This is a genomic window from Streptomyces sp. NPDC047869, assembly GCF_040704065.1.
Classification (GTDB): Bacteria; Actinomycetota; Actinomycetes; order Streptomycetales; family Streptomycetaceae; genus Streptomyces.
The window spans coordinates 1-15,223 of record NZ_JBEYRK010000032.1 but is presented as its reverse complement, the minus strand read 5'-3'; the positions used below and the strand labels follow the sequence as shown (position 1 = coordinate 15,223).

Sequence of the window (15,223 nt, the reverse complement as noted above, 5' to 3'; positions counted from 1 at the left end):
GGGCGGCCGCGCGACGGCCGTCCCGGGCGGCTCACAGCGGTCCGCGCCGGCGGACCGCGTACTGGTCCATCAGCTTGCCCCGGGTGGTCTCCAGCCGGTGGGCGAGGATCTCGGCGACCGTGCGCACCAGTGACAGCCCGAGCAGCGGGTCCTCCACGCTCAGCGCGAGCACCGACGGCCCGTCGAACTCGTAGGCCCGTACGTTGCTGAAGGCCACCGCGCCGAAGTCCCACTGGTACGGGGGGAACAGCCAGGACCAGCCGAGCATGTCGCCCGCGCCCAGCGTGGCCACGGTGACCCGCTGCCGGGACGTGACCTGCTGGTCCAGATGGACCGCGCCCGAGCGGATCACCCAGAAGCGGTCGGCGGTGCCGCCCGGCTCGAAGATCCGGGAGTCCTCCGGGAAGGAGACCTCCTTCGCCAGCTCCATCAGCCGCTCACGTTGCGCCTGTGGCAGGGCGGTCAGCAGTTTTATCGCTTTGGTCATGGCGCGGGACTCCTCGCCGGCAGCGGTCGGGGTGTGTTCCCCAACCCATTTCAGCCGCTGCCGCCGTCCCGGGCACCTCGAAGGAACGGCGCACGACCCGCGCGTGTGCTCGCGGGCATGAAAAAGCCCTGGCTGGACGGGGGAGACCAGCCAGGGCCGTACGCGGTGGTGATGGAGGACGGTTCCGGTCGACCCCGTCACCACGTATGTATGAACGATAAACCATCCTGCCGTCATTCGCCCAATCGGGAACGGGTCAGGTGACCTGTCTCACCCCCGCCCGCTCCGCCGGCGCCGCGCCCGGGTCGACGATCTCCTCCAGCACGCGCAGCACCACCTCGTACGCCCCGGCCCGTACGGACGCCTCCCGCGCCCCCTCCGGATCGGTCGCCGTCAGGCTCCGCGCCTGCTCCCGCCAGGCCCGTTCCTCCTCGGCCGCCCAGTCCTTGCCCCGCCTGATCCGCCGCAGCAGTTCGTCAGCGTCCACGACATCCGTCATACGGTCCGCGTACCCGCCCGGCGCCCGGTGATGACAACGCAACCGACGGTGTTTGAGGGCGCCGGGAAGGGTCAGCCGAAACAAGAGACCCGGCGATCCGGGCAGCACCAAGGGAGGGAAGGCATGCGCGAGACGCAAAGGACCGACTCCCCGGCGGGACTGCGGGAGCCGTGCCGGTCACTGCCGTGCCGGCCGGCGGACGCCCGCAGAACCGTCCAGCGGGTGGTGGCCGAGCGCTGCCGGACCCGCGCCGTCCCCTGCGACGACGACGCGCTGGACGACGTCCTGCTGGTCACCTCCGAACTCACCACCAACGCCATCCTGCACGGCGGGGGCATCACCGGATTCGACGTCGACGTCGACAGCGGCACGGTGAGCGTGTCGGTCAGCGACGGCAGCGACGAGATCCCGGTGGTCGAGGCACCGGTGGACGCGCGGGGCCGCAACCGGCTCGGGGGCCGCGGCTGGCCCATCGTGTGCCTGCTGGCCCGCGACGTCAGCGTGGCCGGGCTGCCCCGCGGCGGCAAGCGGATCACCGCCGTCGTACCGCTCGGCTGGGAACGGTAGGAGAAGTTCCGTTAGCGGCGTTTGCCACGCATACGCAGGGGCAGACGGAACCTCGTGCTTCGGACCGGAGGCGCGCGCCCGGCGGGATGAGAACGCCGCAGGCCCCCTCCGGAGGCCTGCGCACCCATCTCGCGGCGAACCCTGACAGCACCGTTCGGGCCAGGACCCGGAACCACGGTTCCGTCTCATGCCCGGAAACCACGTTCAGGAGCGATTCCGCATGCTGACCGACGAGTCGACAAGCCCTTCCGGCACGCCCGGCACCCCCGCCGCCACCTCGACCTCCACGTCCGGGCGGCGGACCCATGACGACGCCCCCGCCACCGCGGACCTCTTCGCCCGGCTGGCGGAACTGGAGGAAGGGCCCGAGCGGGACGCCGTACGCGACGAACTGGTGACCGCCTGGCTGCCCATGGCCCACCGGATAGCGGGCCGGTTCCGCGACCGGGGGGAGTCCGTGGAGGACCTGCGGCAGGTGGCCGCGCTGGGGCTGGTCAAGGCCATCGACCGGTTCGACCCGTCCCGGGGGGCCTTCGAGAGCTACGCCGTGCCGACCATCACCGGCGAGGTCAAGCGGCACTTCCGGGACCGGATGTGGGCCCTGCGGGTGCCCCGCCGCGTCCAGGAACTGCGCAACCGGGTCCGGGTGGCCCGCCGTGAACTCACCCAGATGCCCGGCAGTCCCGAGCCCACCCCCGCCGACATCGCGGTGCACACCGGCCTCACCGAGGAGGAGGTCGCCGCGGGCATGGAGGCGCTGGAGAGCTTCAGCACCCTCTCGCTGGACGCCGAGCTGTCCAGCGGCGACGACGGTTACAGCCTCGCCGACACGCTCGGCGCGGCGGACGGCGCGTACGACGTCGTCGTGGACCGCGAGGCCGCCAAGGAGGGACTGCGCCGGCTGCCCGAACGGGAGCGGGCCATCCTCTACATGCGCTTCTTCGAGGACATGACGCAGAGCCGCATCGCCGACCGGCTGGGCATCTCCCAGATGCACGTCTCGCGGCTGATCAGCCGGAGCTGCGCCCGGGTGCGCGACGAGGTGCTGGGGCAGCGGCCGGGCGTCCGGAAGACCCGGTGACCAAACGGCCCGGACCGGGCCCGCGCCGACGGGCCCGGTCCGGGTGAACGGTCACTTCACGGGTCACTTCACGCGGGGCTCGGGGCTGACACCGAGCGGACGCCCCAGGCCCGACACCGCTTCGTCCAGCCGCTGCAGATGGCGCAGCACCCGGTCGGTCACCCGGCCGTAGCGCGGACTGCGCAGGGTGCCCGGCTCCAGCAGGGACGCGATGCTGGGGCCGGTCTCGATCTTCGCCGCCGACCGCCGGTCCGCCACGTGCGCGGCGATCGCCTCGATGTTCTGCACGATCCGCCGTCCCACCGTGCGCAGCCGCGGGTCCGCCGCTATGGACGCGTGAGTGGGCAGCAGCTCGGCGGTGGCCGCCAGGGAACGGGCGTGGTACGCGCAGGTCTCGAGCAGCGCCATCACGTACCGGGCGGTGTCCCGGCGGGAGCGCAGGGGGGTGACCGGGTGGGTCAGCGGCTGGGTGGCGGCCCGCAGATCGGCCAGCGCCTGGTCCAGCTCGCGGGCCTTGTCGACCAGGTCGACCGGCAGCCCGCCGCTGAGCTGGTCGGCGGCGGCGCGGGTGACCTCCGCCAGCTTCTCCAGGACGTCGACGAGCAGGTCGTTGGTGCGCCGGTCGGTATGGATCGGCAGGACCACCGCCGCCGCTATCACCCCGCAGGCCGCGCCCAGCGCCGTCTCCTCCACCCGCAGCACCAGCACCGACAGGCTGTAGCTGTTCAGCAGCGTGTACAGCAGCCCCAGCATCGCCGTGACGAAGAACGACATCAGCGTGTACGAGAGCGGCGCGGTGTAGAACATCGTGAAGACGAACAGCAGCACCAGCGCGAACGCCGTCCACGTGTGGTTCCCGACCAGCCCGGCGAGCCCGATGCCGGCCACCACGCCGAGCACCGTGCCGAGCACGCGCCGGTAGCCCTTCACCAGGATCTCGCCGGTGGAGGAGGTGTTGATGAACACGATCCAGCAGGTCAGGACCGCCCAGTACCAGCGCTGGCCGGACAGCAGTTCGCCACCGGCGATGGCGAGCGCCGAACCCACCGCGACCTGAACGGCGGCGCGGGTGGTGGGCCGCCCCAGCCCCACCGGCTCCGGCTTGCCGGCCTCGTCCTCCTCGCTGCCCTCGATGGCCGCGTCCTCGGCGTCCAGCTCCTCACGGGAGCGGGCCGTCGCCGGGGAGTCGTCGGACTCGTCCTGCGGCCCGTCCAGGGCGATCCGCAGTCCGAGCACGGCCCGTCCGGCCTCACCGATGCCCCGGAAAACGTCCTGCACGGCCGGTGCGGCCTTCGGCAGGTTCTCCTCCTCGCGGTAGCCGAGCAGCCGGTTGCGCAGGTGTGCCAGCGCCGTCCCCGAAGCCTCGCCGGCCGGCCGCAGGACGAGCAGGCGCAGCGCCGCCAGATCCCGCCGCAGCTGTGCCGTGGCCCCGTCGCGCACCGGCAGTTCGCCGCCGGACGGCAGGGGAGCGCCGGGCAGGTGCAGGGTCAGGGTGTCGGTCCGCTCGGCGCTGCGCGCGGTGAGCAGCAGCAGTCCGAGCCGCTCGGCGGCGATCTCGGCGTCCGCGATCCGGCGCTGCAGCAGCCGCGCCGTCGCCTCGTCGCCGGTGCCGTCCGCCAGCCTGCCCTGGATCATCAGTGCCGTCTCGTGCAGCCGCGCGGTCCGGGTGCGCAGCTCCTGGAGCACCTTGTCCACGTCATCGGGGCCGGCGTCCAGCAGCTCGATCTGGGTGGCGAAGAGCTGGCCCAGCCGGGCGCGGAAGGCCCGCCGCAGCCGGTCCAGGGTGCCCGCCGGGGTCTGCGGCAGCAGCGCGAAGCGGGCCAGGGCGGCGCAGCCGAACGCCACGGTGATCACGACGTACAGGGCGGGCAGCGTGGCCGGGGTCGCGCCCACGAACAGCGACATGAAGTAGACCTGGAAGCCGACCAGGCCCAGCGCCGTGCCGCGGTCGCCGAACCTGCGGCCGTACACCGCGCAGAAGATGAGGACGACGAAGAACAGGTCGCCCACGACGACCCGCTGGCTGAGCAGCGCCCCCAGCGAGACCGAGGCGAGTGCCACCGGCAGGCCCAGCGCGAGGGTGACGGCCTGCTGGGCGCGCTGCTTCTCCCGGATGGCGAAGGTCGCGACCATCGCCGAGATGGCCCCCGCGACCAGTTGCGGCACGGGGACCCGCAGCACAGCCAGCACCGCGAGGGTCAGGGCGATGGCGGTCACCGTGCGCAGGCCCGCGGTGAGCCTGAGCAGTCCGGGATCGGACGCGGCCAGCCGGTCCCACATCCGTGCCCACCCCGACCGAACCGCTTCCCTCACGCCGCCGCGCTCTCTCCCGTGCCAGTATTTGATCTACGAACCAGCATGGCACGAGGATCCGGACTACCTGCCCCCGGCCAGCGTGTGCGCCACCAGGGCGTTGGCGTGGCCGTGGCCGAGACCGTGCTCGTCCTTCAGCCAGGCGACCAGCTCCATGTGCCGCGTCAGCGGCGAGGAACGGATCAGCTCCTGCCACTCGCCGACCGGACGGCCGTACTTCTTCTCGATCGCGGGGAAGTAGCTCGCCGGGCCCTTCACGGTCTTCTCGGTCATGCCGGTGTCCCTCCGTGTGATGCTTCCTGATCACCATGAAAGACCGCCGACCGGCTGGGAAGTGATCGGCGGTCCCCGGTGATCCCGGTCACATCAGGGGCTGCCCGCGGTCTGCTCCTCCAGCCGTGCGCGCACCTGCTCCGGAGTCAGATAGGAGTCCGTGTACTCGAAGTCCTTGAGCCGGGCCGGCCTGCGCGCCTGGAAGCCGGTGCGCACGAAGTCGTCGCCGGCGACCGCGTTCAGCAGCCAGTTGGTCACGACCCGCGTCTTGGCGACGTTGGTGCGCAGCGCTCCGAGGTGATAGCCGCGGGCCACCGCCTGGGCCGGGATGCCGCGCAGCTCGACGCCCAGCGGCTTGGAAACGGCGTCCTTGCCGCCGAGGTCGACGACGAGCCCCAGGTCACGGTGCACATAGGGCTCGAGCGGCTGGTTGCGCAGCGCCGCGATGACGTTGTCCGCGACCTTCTTGCCCTGGCGCAGGGCGTGCTGCGCCGTGGGCGGGCAGACCGCGCCGTCGCCCTTGGCGACGTCCGGCACGGCCGCCGAGTCGCCGAGCGCGAACACCCCGTCGTGACCGGGCAGGTTCATCTCGGCGTTCACCGCGAGCCTGCCCCGCACCGTCTCCGCGCCCAGCGTGGCGATGAGCGGACTGGCCACCACACCGGCCGTCCAGATCAGCGTGTGGGTCGGCACCACCCGGCCGTCGGTGAAGGTGACCTCCTCCGCACTGGCCTTGTCGATCGACACGCCCAGCGAGACTTCGATGCCGCGCCGCTTGAGGATCTCCTGCGCGCTGCGGCCGAGCTTGTCGCCCAGCTCCGGCATGAGTTTCGGCGCGATGTCGATCAGATGCCACTTGATCAGGCCCGGGTCCAGCCGCGGATAGCGCTGCACGGCCGCGTGCGTCAGCCGCTGCAGACAGGCCGCGGTCTCCGTGCCCGCGTAGCCGCCGCCGACCACCACGAACTGCAGCCGCGCGGCCCGCTCGGCCGGGTCGTCGCTGGCGTCCGCGAGGTCGAGCTGCGCGATGACGTGGTCCCGGACGTACGCGGCCTCGGCGAGGGTCTTCATGCCGAAGGCATGGTCGGTGAGCCCCGGGATGTCGAAGGTACGGGTCACGCTCCCCGGCGCCAGCACGATGTAGTCGTACCGCTCGTTGACCAGCTTGTCGGTGATGGTGCGCACGACACAGACCTTCGACTTCAGGTCCACGCCGACCGCGCCGCCCGGGATGATCCGGGTGCGGTACTTCTTGCTGCGGCGCAGCGACAGCGCGATCGACTGCGGCGTGAGCACGCCGGAGGCGACCTGGGGGAGCAGTGGGAGGTAGAGCTGATAGGCGAACGGCGTCACCAGGGCGACGTCGGCGTCCTCGGGGGTGAGTTTCCGCTCCAGGCGGCGGACGCACTCGACTCCGGCGAAGCCTGCGCCAACCACCAGGATCCTGGGTCGTGTCACGGTGTCCATCCCTCTCTGCGGCTCCAGGCGGTCCGACTCGACGTCGTTCGCCTGCCCCGGATCGCCGCGACCATCTCGATCCCATCGCGGCCCGGGCCGTTCCGCCAGCCGGGTGCGGCAGGCAGACGAACGCGTGGGAGGCACCGGCGTGCCCCCGCGGAGCCGGAGTATCCGAATCCCGCACGACTACACGTGGCCGCCGGAATCGGGCCCGCGCAGGCCGTCACCAGGGCAGGAACACGTGGATGTCCTTGCCTTCGTCCTGGACCACGACGCTCACCTGGTCGCACAGCGTGTGCACCAGATGCCAGCCGATGCCGCCGCCGCCCGCGTCGGGGTGGAAGGGCCGCGGCTCGGGCCGGGTGGTGCTGGTGTCGTGCATCGTCACGTGCACGCCGTCGAAGGTGCGGCGCATGTGCAGGCCGAAGGGCCCGGGAGCGTACTGGATGACATTGGCGGCCAGCTCCGTGACCACCAGCAGGATGTCGTCCCAGTACTCCGGCGCGGCCGGCGGGGCGTTCCGCGCCAGGTCGCCCAGGAACTCCTCGGCGGCGAGCCGGGCACCCGTGACATTGCGCAGCTCGCCCGGGAAGGAGTACGTACGCTCGTACCTCTCCTCCGAGGGCGGTGTCTCATCCCAACGCGGCTCCGTCGACATCTCGCATTCCCCGGCCCCGGCGGCGGGGGCCGGGCGGCCCCCGCCGACCAGGGCGGTCGTCGTTGCTGATCATTCCCATGCTGCGGGTTCCCACAGCCGGGCCGGATATCCGTCCCGCTCGCGTCGGCCTCGCTCGGAGCCCGGACCCTCCCCGGCGGACGGCGCGCACCCTACCCGAAGACGCTGTCCGGCTCGTCCCAGTCGGCCGGCTCCGCGGCGGTCGGCCGCCGCGCCGCCCGGGACCGGGCCTCGTACATCGCGTCGATCTCGGCGGCGTAATGCCGCGCGATGGCGTCGCGACGCAGCTTCAGCGACGGTGTCAGCAGACCGTTGTCCGGGGCGAACGGCTCCGGGAGGACACGGTAGACCCTGATGGACTCGGCGCGGGACACCGCGCTGTTGGCCGAGGCGACGGCCCGTGCGATCTCCTCCATGAGCGCGTTCTCCTCGCGCGTCTCACGGCCCGACGACTCGCCCTGCAGCGCCAGCGCCGCCCGCCAGTGCGCGAGGAACTCCGGGTCCAGGGTGATCAGCGCCCCTACACAGGGCCGGTCGTCGCCCACCACCACCGCCTGGTGCACCAGCGGATGCAGCCGCAGCCGCTCCTCCAGCGGTGCCGGCGCCACGCTCTTGCCGCTGCTGGTGACCAGGACGTCCTTCTTGCGGCCGGTGATCGTCAGATAACCCTCGGAGTCCAGCCGTCCGATGTCCCCGGTGGCCAGCCAGCCGCGGTGCAGCGCGCCCCGGGTGCGCGCCTCGTCGCCGACGTATCCCTGGAACACCGACGGGCCGCGCACCAGGATCTCCCCGTCGTCGGCGATCCGGACCTCGGTCCCGGGCAGCGGGCGGCCCACGGTCCCGGACTTCTCCCGGCCGAGCGGCTGCATGGTGATCCCGCCGGAACTCTCCGTCAGACCGTAGCCATCGTGGATGTGCAGTCCGATGCCCTCGTAGAACAGGGACAGTTCGCGGCTGAGCGACGAGCCGCCCGAGGTGCCCCGCGCCGCCCGGCCGCCGAGCGCCTCGCGCAGCCTGCGGTACACCGTCCGCTCGTACAGGGCGTGCTGCAGCCGCAGGTCCAGTCCCGGGCCCGGTCCACGGCCGAGCCGCCGGCGCTCCTGGGCCCCGGCGAAGTCCCGTGCGGTCTGCGCGGCCCGCTCGAACAGGGCGCCGCGGCCCGCCTCGTGGGCCGTCCGCAGGAACGTCTTGTACAGCTTCTCGAACACCGACGGCACCCCGTACAGATACGTCGGCCGGAAGGAGCGCAGCGCCGAGACGAGCGCGGCCCCGGTCATCTCGGGCTCGTGCGCCATGAGCACCCCGCCGCGCAGGCACACCTGCTGGATCATGAGTCCGTACACGTGCGAGAAGGGCAGGAAGGCGAGCACGGACGGCTGTTCGCCCGGCGGCGCCGCGGTGTGCCCCCAGCCGGCCAGCAGGGTGTCGCACGGGTAGGCGAGGCTCCGGTGGCTCAGCGCGCAGCCCAGCGGCCGGCCCGAGGTGCCCGACGTGTAGGCGATGGCCGCCGTGGCGTCCGGCAGCACGATCCGGCGCAGCGAGTCCACCGTGGTCGGCGGGACCAGCGCGCCCTGCTCGGACAGCCGGGACAGGGCGCCCGCGTCGAGCTGCCAGACGTGCCGCAGGCGCGGCAGACCCGCGCACACGGTGCCCACGGTCATCGCGCCCTGTTCGTCCTCCACCACGATCGCCACGCAGCCGGCGTCCCGCAGGATCCACTCCACCTGGTCGCGCGAGGACGTCGGATGCACCGGGACGACCTCGGCGCCCACGGTCCACAGGGCGTGGGCGAAAACCGTCCACTCGTACCGGGTCCGGGCCATCAGGGCCACCCGGTGCCCGGGCGAGATCCCGGCGGCCACCAGGCCCTTGGCCAGGTCGGTCACCTCGTCCCGCAGCTCGACCGCCGTCACCTCCTCCCACCGGCCGGGCGCCGCGTCCGAACGACGGGCCAGGACCGGCAGGGCCGGGGTCCGATCCGCTGTCTCGAAGACGCTGTCGGCCAGTCCGCCGGTCAGCGGGCGTGCGGCTGCCGGAGCGAGGGCGTCGTCGCGCATGCGCTGCTCCCGGGGTGTACGGAGGGTGACTGCGCCGGTCGGCTCTGTGCCGGCGGTGCTCGAATCTAGCCCAGGGAACCGGTTTCGGGACCCGGATCAGGCAAGTCGTGATCGGGTGATGATCTGGGCGTGTCCGGGGGACTCGGGAGGCATGACTCATGTGAACCCCGATCCGGAGCCCGAGCGGACCACCGGGCTGGAACCCGGAGGCGGAGTCCCGCCAGGCGAGACACCGCCCGCCGAGAGCAGCATGCCCGAGGCCGGGCCCCGGGAGACGCACAATCCGACCAGGGGCTGGGCCAAGGCGCCGCTGACGCTGATCCTCGTCCTCGTCGCCCTGATCGCGGCCTTCTTCCTGGTCTACGCCCTCGTCCTGATCCTCTGAGAACCGCTGGGCGGGCGCGGCCCGGCCCAGCAGCGGGTGTCGTCAGTCCTGTGTGCGGCGCACACACTCGGTGACGACGTCCCGCAGGCTGCCGCCGCGCTCCATCAGCAGCCGCTGCTCCGCCGCGCCGTTGCCCCGGCGCAGCAGCACCTCGACGGCCTCCTCGGCGCGGGCCGCGTCCCCGCTCTCCCCGAGCGCGTCCGAGGTGTGCTCCAGCAGCGCGCGCACCACCTCGGCGGCGGGGCGGGGCCGCAGGGTGCGGGGGTCGAGCAGGTTCGCGTCCAGGCCGGACCGGGCGGCCTGCCAGGCGGCCAGCCTCAGCAGGCTCACACTGTGGTCGGCCGGCGGCCGGCCGTCCCGCCACTCCCGCGCCGCCGTCTCCACCAGGGCGCGCACCAGCGTGGCGACGAGGACGGCGGTGTCCGCGCGCAGGCACACGTCCGCCACCCGTACCTCCACGGTCGGGTAGCTGGCGGACAGCCGGGCGTCGAAGTAGACCATCCCCTCGTCCAGGATGACCCCGGTCTCCACCATGTCCTTCACCCGGCGGTGGTACCGCTCGGCCGAGCCGAACAGCTCCGTCGGCCCCGCCGACGGCCAGCGTCCCCACACCCGGCTGCGGTAGCCGGCGTAGTCGGTGTCCCGCCCCTGCCAGTAGGGCGAGTTGGCGCTCAGCGCGGACAGCGCCGGCAGCCACGGCCGGATCCGGTCGAGGACCGCGACGCCCTCCTCGTCGGACTCCACCGACACATGCACATGGCAGCCGCACACCAGTTGCTCCCGGGTGGCGATGCCGTACTGCCCGGCCATCCACTGGTAGCGGTCGTTCATGCTGATCGACGGGCTCACCGGGAGCGGGGAGGTGGCGAGCGCGGCGACCGCGCAGCCGATCTCCCCGGCGTGCCGGGCCGCCTCCTTGCGGCAGCGAACGATCTCCGCGCCGAGAGCCGCCATGTCCGACTGCGGATGCGTGGCGAACTCCAGCATCTGCCCGAACAACTCCTTCTCGAAGACGTCCTGTCCGGGATCGTCCTGAGCGGCGCGGGCCAGGACGGCGGCGGACAGTGCCCTGGGGTCGCCGGTCTCCGGGTCGACCAGAAGGAGTTCCTCCTCCACTCCCACCGTGCGCAAGGTCGTGCCGTCCTTCCGTCCGCGCCCCGAGGGGCAGCCGCGAGTCTGTACGACCCCGACTGCCCCGGGGGCGGCGGTCGACACCTGCGGGTCAGCGCACCGGGCCCAGCCAGACGGTGGCGAGCGGCGGCAGGGTCAGCCGCAGGAACCCGTCCTCGGGCTTGAGCGCCCCTGGAGCGCCGACACCGACACCGCCGCCGCCGTAGCGGACGTCGTCGGTGTTCAGTGCCTCCGCCCAGGCGGGAACCTCCTCGGGCACCCACAGGCGGTAGTCGTGCCGGACGACCGGGGAGAGGTTCGACACCGCCAGCAGCGGGGACCCGCCGGCGTCGAACCGCAGGAACGCGAAGACGTTGTCCTCGGCCGCGTCGCACAGCACCCAGCGGAAGCCGCCCGGGTCGGTGTCCCGCTGCCACAGCGCGGGGGTGTCCCGGTACAGCGTGTTCAGGTCCCGGACCAGGTCCCGCACACCCCGGTGGTCACCGGCCGCGCAGTAGTCCTCGTCCAGCAGCCACCACTCGGGCCCGTGCGCCTCGGAGAACTCCGCGCCCTGCGCGAACTCCTGTCCCATGAAGAGCAGTTGCTTGCCGGGATGCGCCCACATGAAGCCGAGGTAGGCACGGTGGTTGGCCCGCCGCTGCCACCAGTCGCCCGGCATCTTGGACACCAGCGCCTGCTTGCCGTGCACGACCTCGTCGTGCGAGATGGGCAGGAGGTAGTTCTCGGTGTAGGCGTACACCATCGAGAAGGTCATCTCGTTGTGGTGGTACTTGCGGTGCACCGGCTCCTTCTTGATGTACTCCAGCGAGTCGTGCATCCAGCCCATGTTCCACTTCAGCCCGAAGCCGAGCCCGCCGCTGTCCGTGGGCCGGGTCACCCCGTCCCAGGCGGTGGACTCCTCGGCGATGGTCACCACCCCGGGGCAGCGCCGGTAGACGGTCGCGTTCATCTCCTGCAGGAAGGCGACCGCGTCGAGGTCCTCGCGCCCGCCGAAGACGTTCGGCGTCCACTGCCCGGAGTCGCGCGAGTAGTCCCGGTAGAGCATCGAGGCGACGGCGTCCACGCGCAGGCCGTCGATGTGGAACTCCTCGCACCAGTACACCGCGTTGGCGACCAGGAAGTTGCGCACCTCGGTACGCCCGTAGTCGAAGACGAACGTGCCCCAGTCCGGATGCGTGGCGCGCTGGGCGTCCCCGGGCTCGTACAGCGGGTCGCCGTCGAAGCCGGCCAGCGCCCAGTCGTCCTTCGGGAAGTGCGCCGGCACCCAGTCCATGATCACGCCGATCCCGGCCCGGTGGCAGGCGTCCACGAAGTACCGGAAGTCGTCCGGAGTGCCGAGCCGGGCGGTCGGGGCGTAGTAGGAGGTGACCTGGTAGCCCCACGAGGGGCCGTAGGGGTGCTCCATGACCGGCATCAGCTCGACGTGGGTGAAACCCATCTCCTTGACGTACGCCGGGAGCTGCTCCGCCAGTTCCCGGTAGCTCAGCCCCTTCCGCCAGGACGGCAGATGGACCTCGTACACGGAGAACGGCGCCTCGTGCACCGGGGCGTCGGCGCGGTGCGCCAGCCAGTCCCCGTCGCCCCACTCGTGGTGCGCGGCCGTCACGACGGAGGCCGTGTCGGGCGGTGCCTCGGTGCGGCGCGCCATCGGGTCCGCCTTGAGGAACCGGTCGCCGTACCGCGAGGTGATCTCGAACTTGTACCGCGCGCCCTCGCCGATGCCGGGCAGGAACAGCTCCCACACGCCGCACGCGCCGAGCGAGCGCATCGGGTACTGCGTGCCGTCCCAGTACGTGAAGTCCCCGGCGACGCGCACGCCCTGGGCGTTCGGCGCCCAGACGGTGAAGCGGGTGCCCGCCACGTCGTCGTGGGTCATGGGCTCGGCGCCGAGCGCCTGCCACAGCCGCTCGTGCCGGCCCTCGCGGATCAGGTGCAGGTCCAGCTCGCCGAGCGCGGGCAGGAAGCGGTACGGGTCGTGCGTCTCCTGCTCGCCGTCGTCGTAGACCACCCGCAGTGTGTACGGCGGGATCCCGTCGTACGGCAGCACGGCGGCGAAGAGGCCGCCGCCCTCCGAGACGAGGTCCTGGTGCTCGCCGCCGACCACGACGCTCACGGCGCGGGCGTTCGGGCGCAGCGCCCGGAACAGGACGCCGCCCGGCACCGGATGGGCACCCAGCACGGCGTGCGGGTCGTGGTGAGCGCCGCCCAGCAGCCGGTCGCGCTCAGCGGGATCGAGCGGCGGTGCCGCGGCCGGAGCGGGTTCGGCGGGCTCGGGAAGCACGGTGTCGCGCAGTGCCATGACGTCAGCCTCCCCACACGGCGAGCCGTTTGATCGCCGCCATCGGTACCGGCAGCCAGTCCGGTCGGTGTCTCGCCTCGTACAGCACCTCGTAGACCGCCCTGTCCGTCTCGTGCGCGCGCAGCAGCGCGTGCTTCTTGCGTGGGTCCCAGCCGGCGCGGGCCGCGTAGCCCGCGCAGAACGCCTCCCGGCAGCGGCGCGCCCACTCGGGACGCCAGGGGCGGCGCTGCCGGGCCGCGTAGTCGAAGGAGCGCAGCATCCCGGCCACGTCCCGCACCGGGGACTGAGCTGCCCGCCGCTCGGCGAGCGGCCGGGACGGCTCCCCCTCGAAGTCGATGACGAACCAGTCGCGTCCGGCGTGCAGCACCTGCCCGAGGTGCAGATCGCCGTGGATGCGCTGGGCGGGCGGCCCGGTGTCGCAGGTGGCCAGCGCGCCGAACGCGGCGCGCAGCCCGGGGATGTAGGGCCGCAGCCCGGGCACGGCGTGCGCGGCGGCGTCCAGCCGGGCGCACATCGCCTCCGCCGTACGCCCGTTCTCGCCCGGTCCGGCGGGCGGGAAGGCCTCGGCCAGTGCCAGGTGCACCTCGGCCATGGCCCGGCCCAGTTGGCGGGCCTCGGTGGTGAAGTCGTCGCCCGCGGCGAGCGCGCGCAGGGCCAGCGTCCAGCCGTCGGTCGCGTCGGGCAGGAACGGCTGCAGCACACCCAGTGTGGCCGGGCGGGGAGCGGTCGTGCTGAACCAGGCGACCGGGGCCGGCACCCGGGCGCAGCCCTGCGCGGCCAGCGCGCCGGGCACCTCCAGATCGGGGTTGACGCCCGGCTGGATGCGGCGGAACAGCTTCAGGATGTACGCGTCGCCGTAGACGATCGAGGAGTTGGACTGCTCGGCGTCCAGCAGCCGCGGCGGCAGCCCGCCGGGCAGCTCGACGGCCGGGGCGGTCTCGAAGCGCAGCGGACCCGCCGCCCCGGGGCGGCGCAGCCGCTCCAGGAGCAGATGGGCGGAGCGCGGGTCGTGCAGGGCGTCGTACACGGCGAGTCCGGCCAGCGGCCCCTCTCCGGCCCGTCCGATGAAGGCCCGCTCCAGCCGCGGGGCGACGTGCTCGCGCAGCCCGAGCAGGAGCTGGTAGCAGTCGCCGGGCGGGGGAGTGCCGCCCGGTGTGGGCACCGGCGCGTGCGAGGCGTGCACCAGCAGGTGCAGGCACCCGGGGAACAGCTCGGTCACGGACAGTACCGACAGATCGGTGACGGGCCGGTCCTTGCCCGCGAACCAGCGTTGCTCGGGCAGCCATTCGCGCAGCATCCCGCCCAGCGATGCCAGCGGCCGGTCGGCGCCGGCCGCGGTTCTCGGTCGGAGGGTGATGGTCTTCGGCATGGTGACGCGTCCTTTCCTCGGCGCCGTGCGCTCAGCGGCGGCGGCCGATGCGGGATGCGACTCGGGTGAGCCGGAACCAGTAGAAGCCGTGGCCCGCGAGGGTCAGCAGGTACGGCAGTTCACCGATGGCGGGGAACCGCACCCCGCCGATCAGCTCCACGGGGTGCCGTCCGTCGTAGGCCCGCAGGTCGAGTTCGGTGGGCTGCGCGAACCGCGAGAAGTTGTGGACGCACAGCACCAGGTCGTCGCCGTACTCGCGCAGGAACGCCAGGACCGCCGGGTTGGACGACTGCAGCTCGGTGTAGGACCCGAGTCCGAAGGCGGGGTTCTGCTTGCGGATCTCGATCATGCGGCGCGTCCAGTGGAGCAGGCTGGACGGGGAGGACATGGACGCCTCGACATTGGTGACCTGGTAGCCGTGGACCGGGTCCATGATGGTGGGCAGGAACAGGCGCCCCGGGTCGCACAGGGAGAAGCCGGCGTTGCGGTCGGGGGTCCACTGCATGGGGGTGCGGACGGCGTCGCGGTCGCCGAGCCAGATGTTGTCGCCCATGCCGATCTCGTCGCCGTAGTACAGGATGGGCGAGCCGGGCAGGGACAGCAGCAGGGCGGTGAACAGCTCGATCTG

Annotated in this window: 14 protein-coding genes; 3 read left to right on the top strand and 11 right to left on the bottom strand. The window is 72.6% G+C overall.

Annotated features, from left to right (window positions below):
- Positions 1-31: 31 nt before the first annotated feature.
- Together AB0924_RS30895 and AB0924_RS30890 are read right to left on the bottom strand one after the other, a co-directional pair.
- Entirely contained in the window at positions 32-487 is a 456-nt protein-coding gene (locus AB0924_RS30895; RefSeq protein WP_351673390.1) for a cyclic nucleotide-binding domain-containing protein, read from the bottom strand.
- A 256-nt stretch (positions 488-743) separates the two neighbouring features.
- A complete protein-coding gene (locus AB0924_RS30890; protein WP_358939879.1) occupies positions 744-986 on the bottom strand; it encodes a hypothetical protein in 243 nt (80 codons plus the stop codon).
- Between the two features lie 123 nt (positions 987-1,109).
- Between AB0924_RS30890 and AB0924_RS30885 the strand changes: the two genes are divergently transcribed.
- Complete coding sequence (locus AB0924_RS30885) at positions 1,110-1,553, top strand: ATP-binding protein (protein ID WP_358939881.1); 444 nt, start codon at positions 1,110-1,112, stop codon at positions 1,551-1,553.
- A gap of 220 nt (positions 1,554-1,773) precedes the next feature.
- Positions 1,774-2,634 carry an RNA polymerase sigma factor SigF gene (locus tag AB0924_RS30880; RefSeq protein WP_358939884.1) on the top strand — a complete coding sequence of 287 codons (861 nt, stop codon included), beginning with the start codon at positions 1,774-1,776 and terminating at the stop codon, positions 2,632-2,634.
- A gap of 63 nt (positions 2,635-2,697) precedes the next feature.
- On the opposite strand, the gene AB0924_RS30875 is transcribed toward AB0924_RS30880, so the two are convergent.
- From AB0924_RS30875 to AB0924_RS30855, 5 genes are all read right to left on the bottom strand, one after another.
- A complete protein-coding gene (locus AB0924_RS30875) occupies positions 2,698-4,914 on the bottom strand; it encodes an FUSC family protein (protein ID WP_366913126.1) in 2,217 nt (738 codons plus the stop codon).
- A gap of 96 nt (positions 4,915-5,010) precedes the next feature.
- Positions 5,011-5,220: a DUF4287 domain-containing protein gene (locus AB0924_RS30870; RefSeq protein ID WP_358939888.1), complete on the bottom strand. Its 210-nt coding sequence runs from the start codon at positions 5,218-5,220 to the stop codon at positions 5,011-5,013.
- Positions 5,221-5,313: 93 nt separating this feature from the next.
- On the bottom strand, positions 5,314-6,687 hold the full coding sequence (locus AB0924_RS30865) for an NAD(P)/FAD-dependent oxidoreductase (protein ID WP_358939890.1): 1,374 nt from the start codon (positions 6,685-6,687) through the stop codon (positions 5,314-5,316).
- A 214-nt stretch (positions 6,688-6,901) separates the two neighbouring features.
- Entirely contained in the window at positions 6,902-7,336 is a 435-nt protein-coding gene (locus AB0924_RS30860; RefSeq protein WP_358939892.1) for an ATP-binding protein, read from the bottom strand.
- Positions 7,337-7,506: 170 nt separating this feature from the next.
- Positions 7,507-9,411 (bottom strand): AMP-dependent synthetase/ligase, encoded by a 1,905-nt coding sequence (locus tag AB0924_RS30855; protein ID WP_366913125.1) that lies wholly within the window; start codon positions 9,409-9,411, stop codon positions 7,507-7,509.
- A gap of 151 nt (positions 9,412-9,562) precedes the next feature.
- Between AB0924_RS30855 and AB0924_RS30850 the strand changes: the two genes are divergently transcribed.
- Complete coding sequence (locus AB0924_RS30850) at positions 9,563-9,796, top strand: DUF6480 family protein (protein ID WP_358939896.1); 234 nt, start codon at positions 9,563-9,565, stop codon at positions 9,794-9,796.
- A 42-nt stretch (positions 9,797-9,838) separates the two neighbouring features.
- Here the strand turns inward: AB0924_RS30850 and AB0924_RS30845 are convergent, their stop codons facing one another.
- The 4 genes from AB0924_RS30845 to AB0924_RS30830 form a co-directional block, all read right to left on the bottom strand.
- Positions 9,839-10,927, bottom strand: a complete 1,089-nt coding sequence (locus AB0924_RS30845; RefSeq protein ID WP_366913124.1) for a glutamate--cysteine ligase — start codon at positions 10,925-10,927, stop codon at positions 9,839-9,841.
- Between the two features lie 91 nt (positions 10,928-11,018).
- The gene (gene glgB, locus AB0924_RS30840) at positions 11,019-13,226 is read right to left on the bottom strand and encodes a 1,4-alpha-glucan branching enzyme (RefSeq protein WP_366913123.1); all 2,208 of its coding nucleotides are present in this window, start codon (positions 13,224-13,226) and stop codon (positions 11,019-11,021) included.
- 4 nt (positions 13,227-13,230) lie between these two features.
- Positions 13,231-14,595: a maltokinase gene (locus tag AB0924_RS30835; RefSeq protein ID WP_358939903.1), complete on the bottom strand. Its 1,365-nt coding sequence runs from the start codon at positions 14,593-14,595 to the stop codon at positions 13,231-13,233.
- Positions 14,596-14,626: 31 nt separating this feature from the next.
- Positions 14,627-15,223: alpha-glucosidase C-terminal domain-containing protein (locus AB0924_RS30830; protein WP_366913122.1), on the bottom strand; the 597-nt coding region annotated here is incomplete at its 5' end.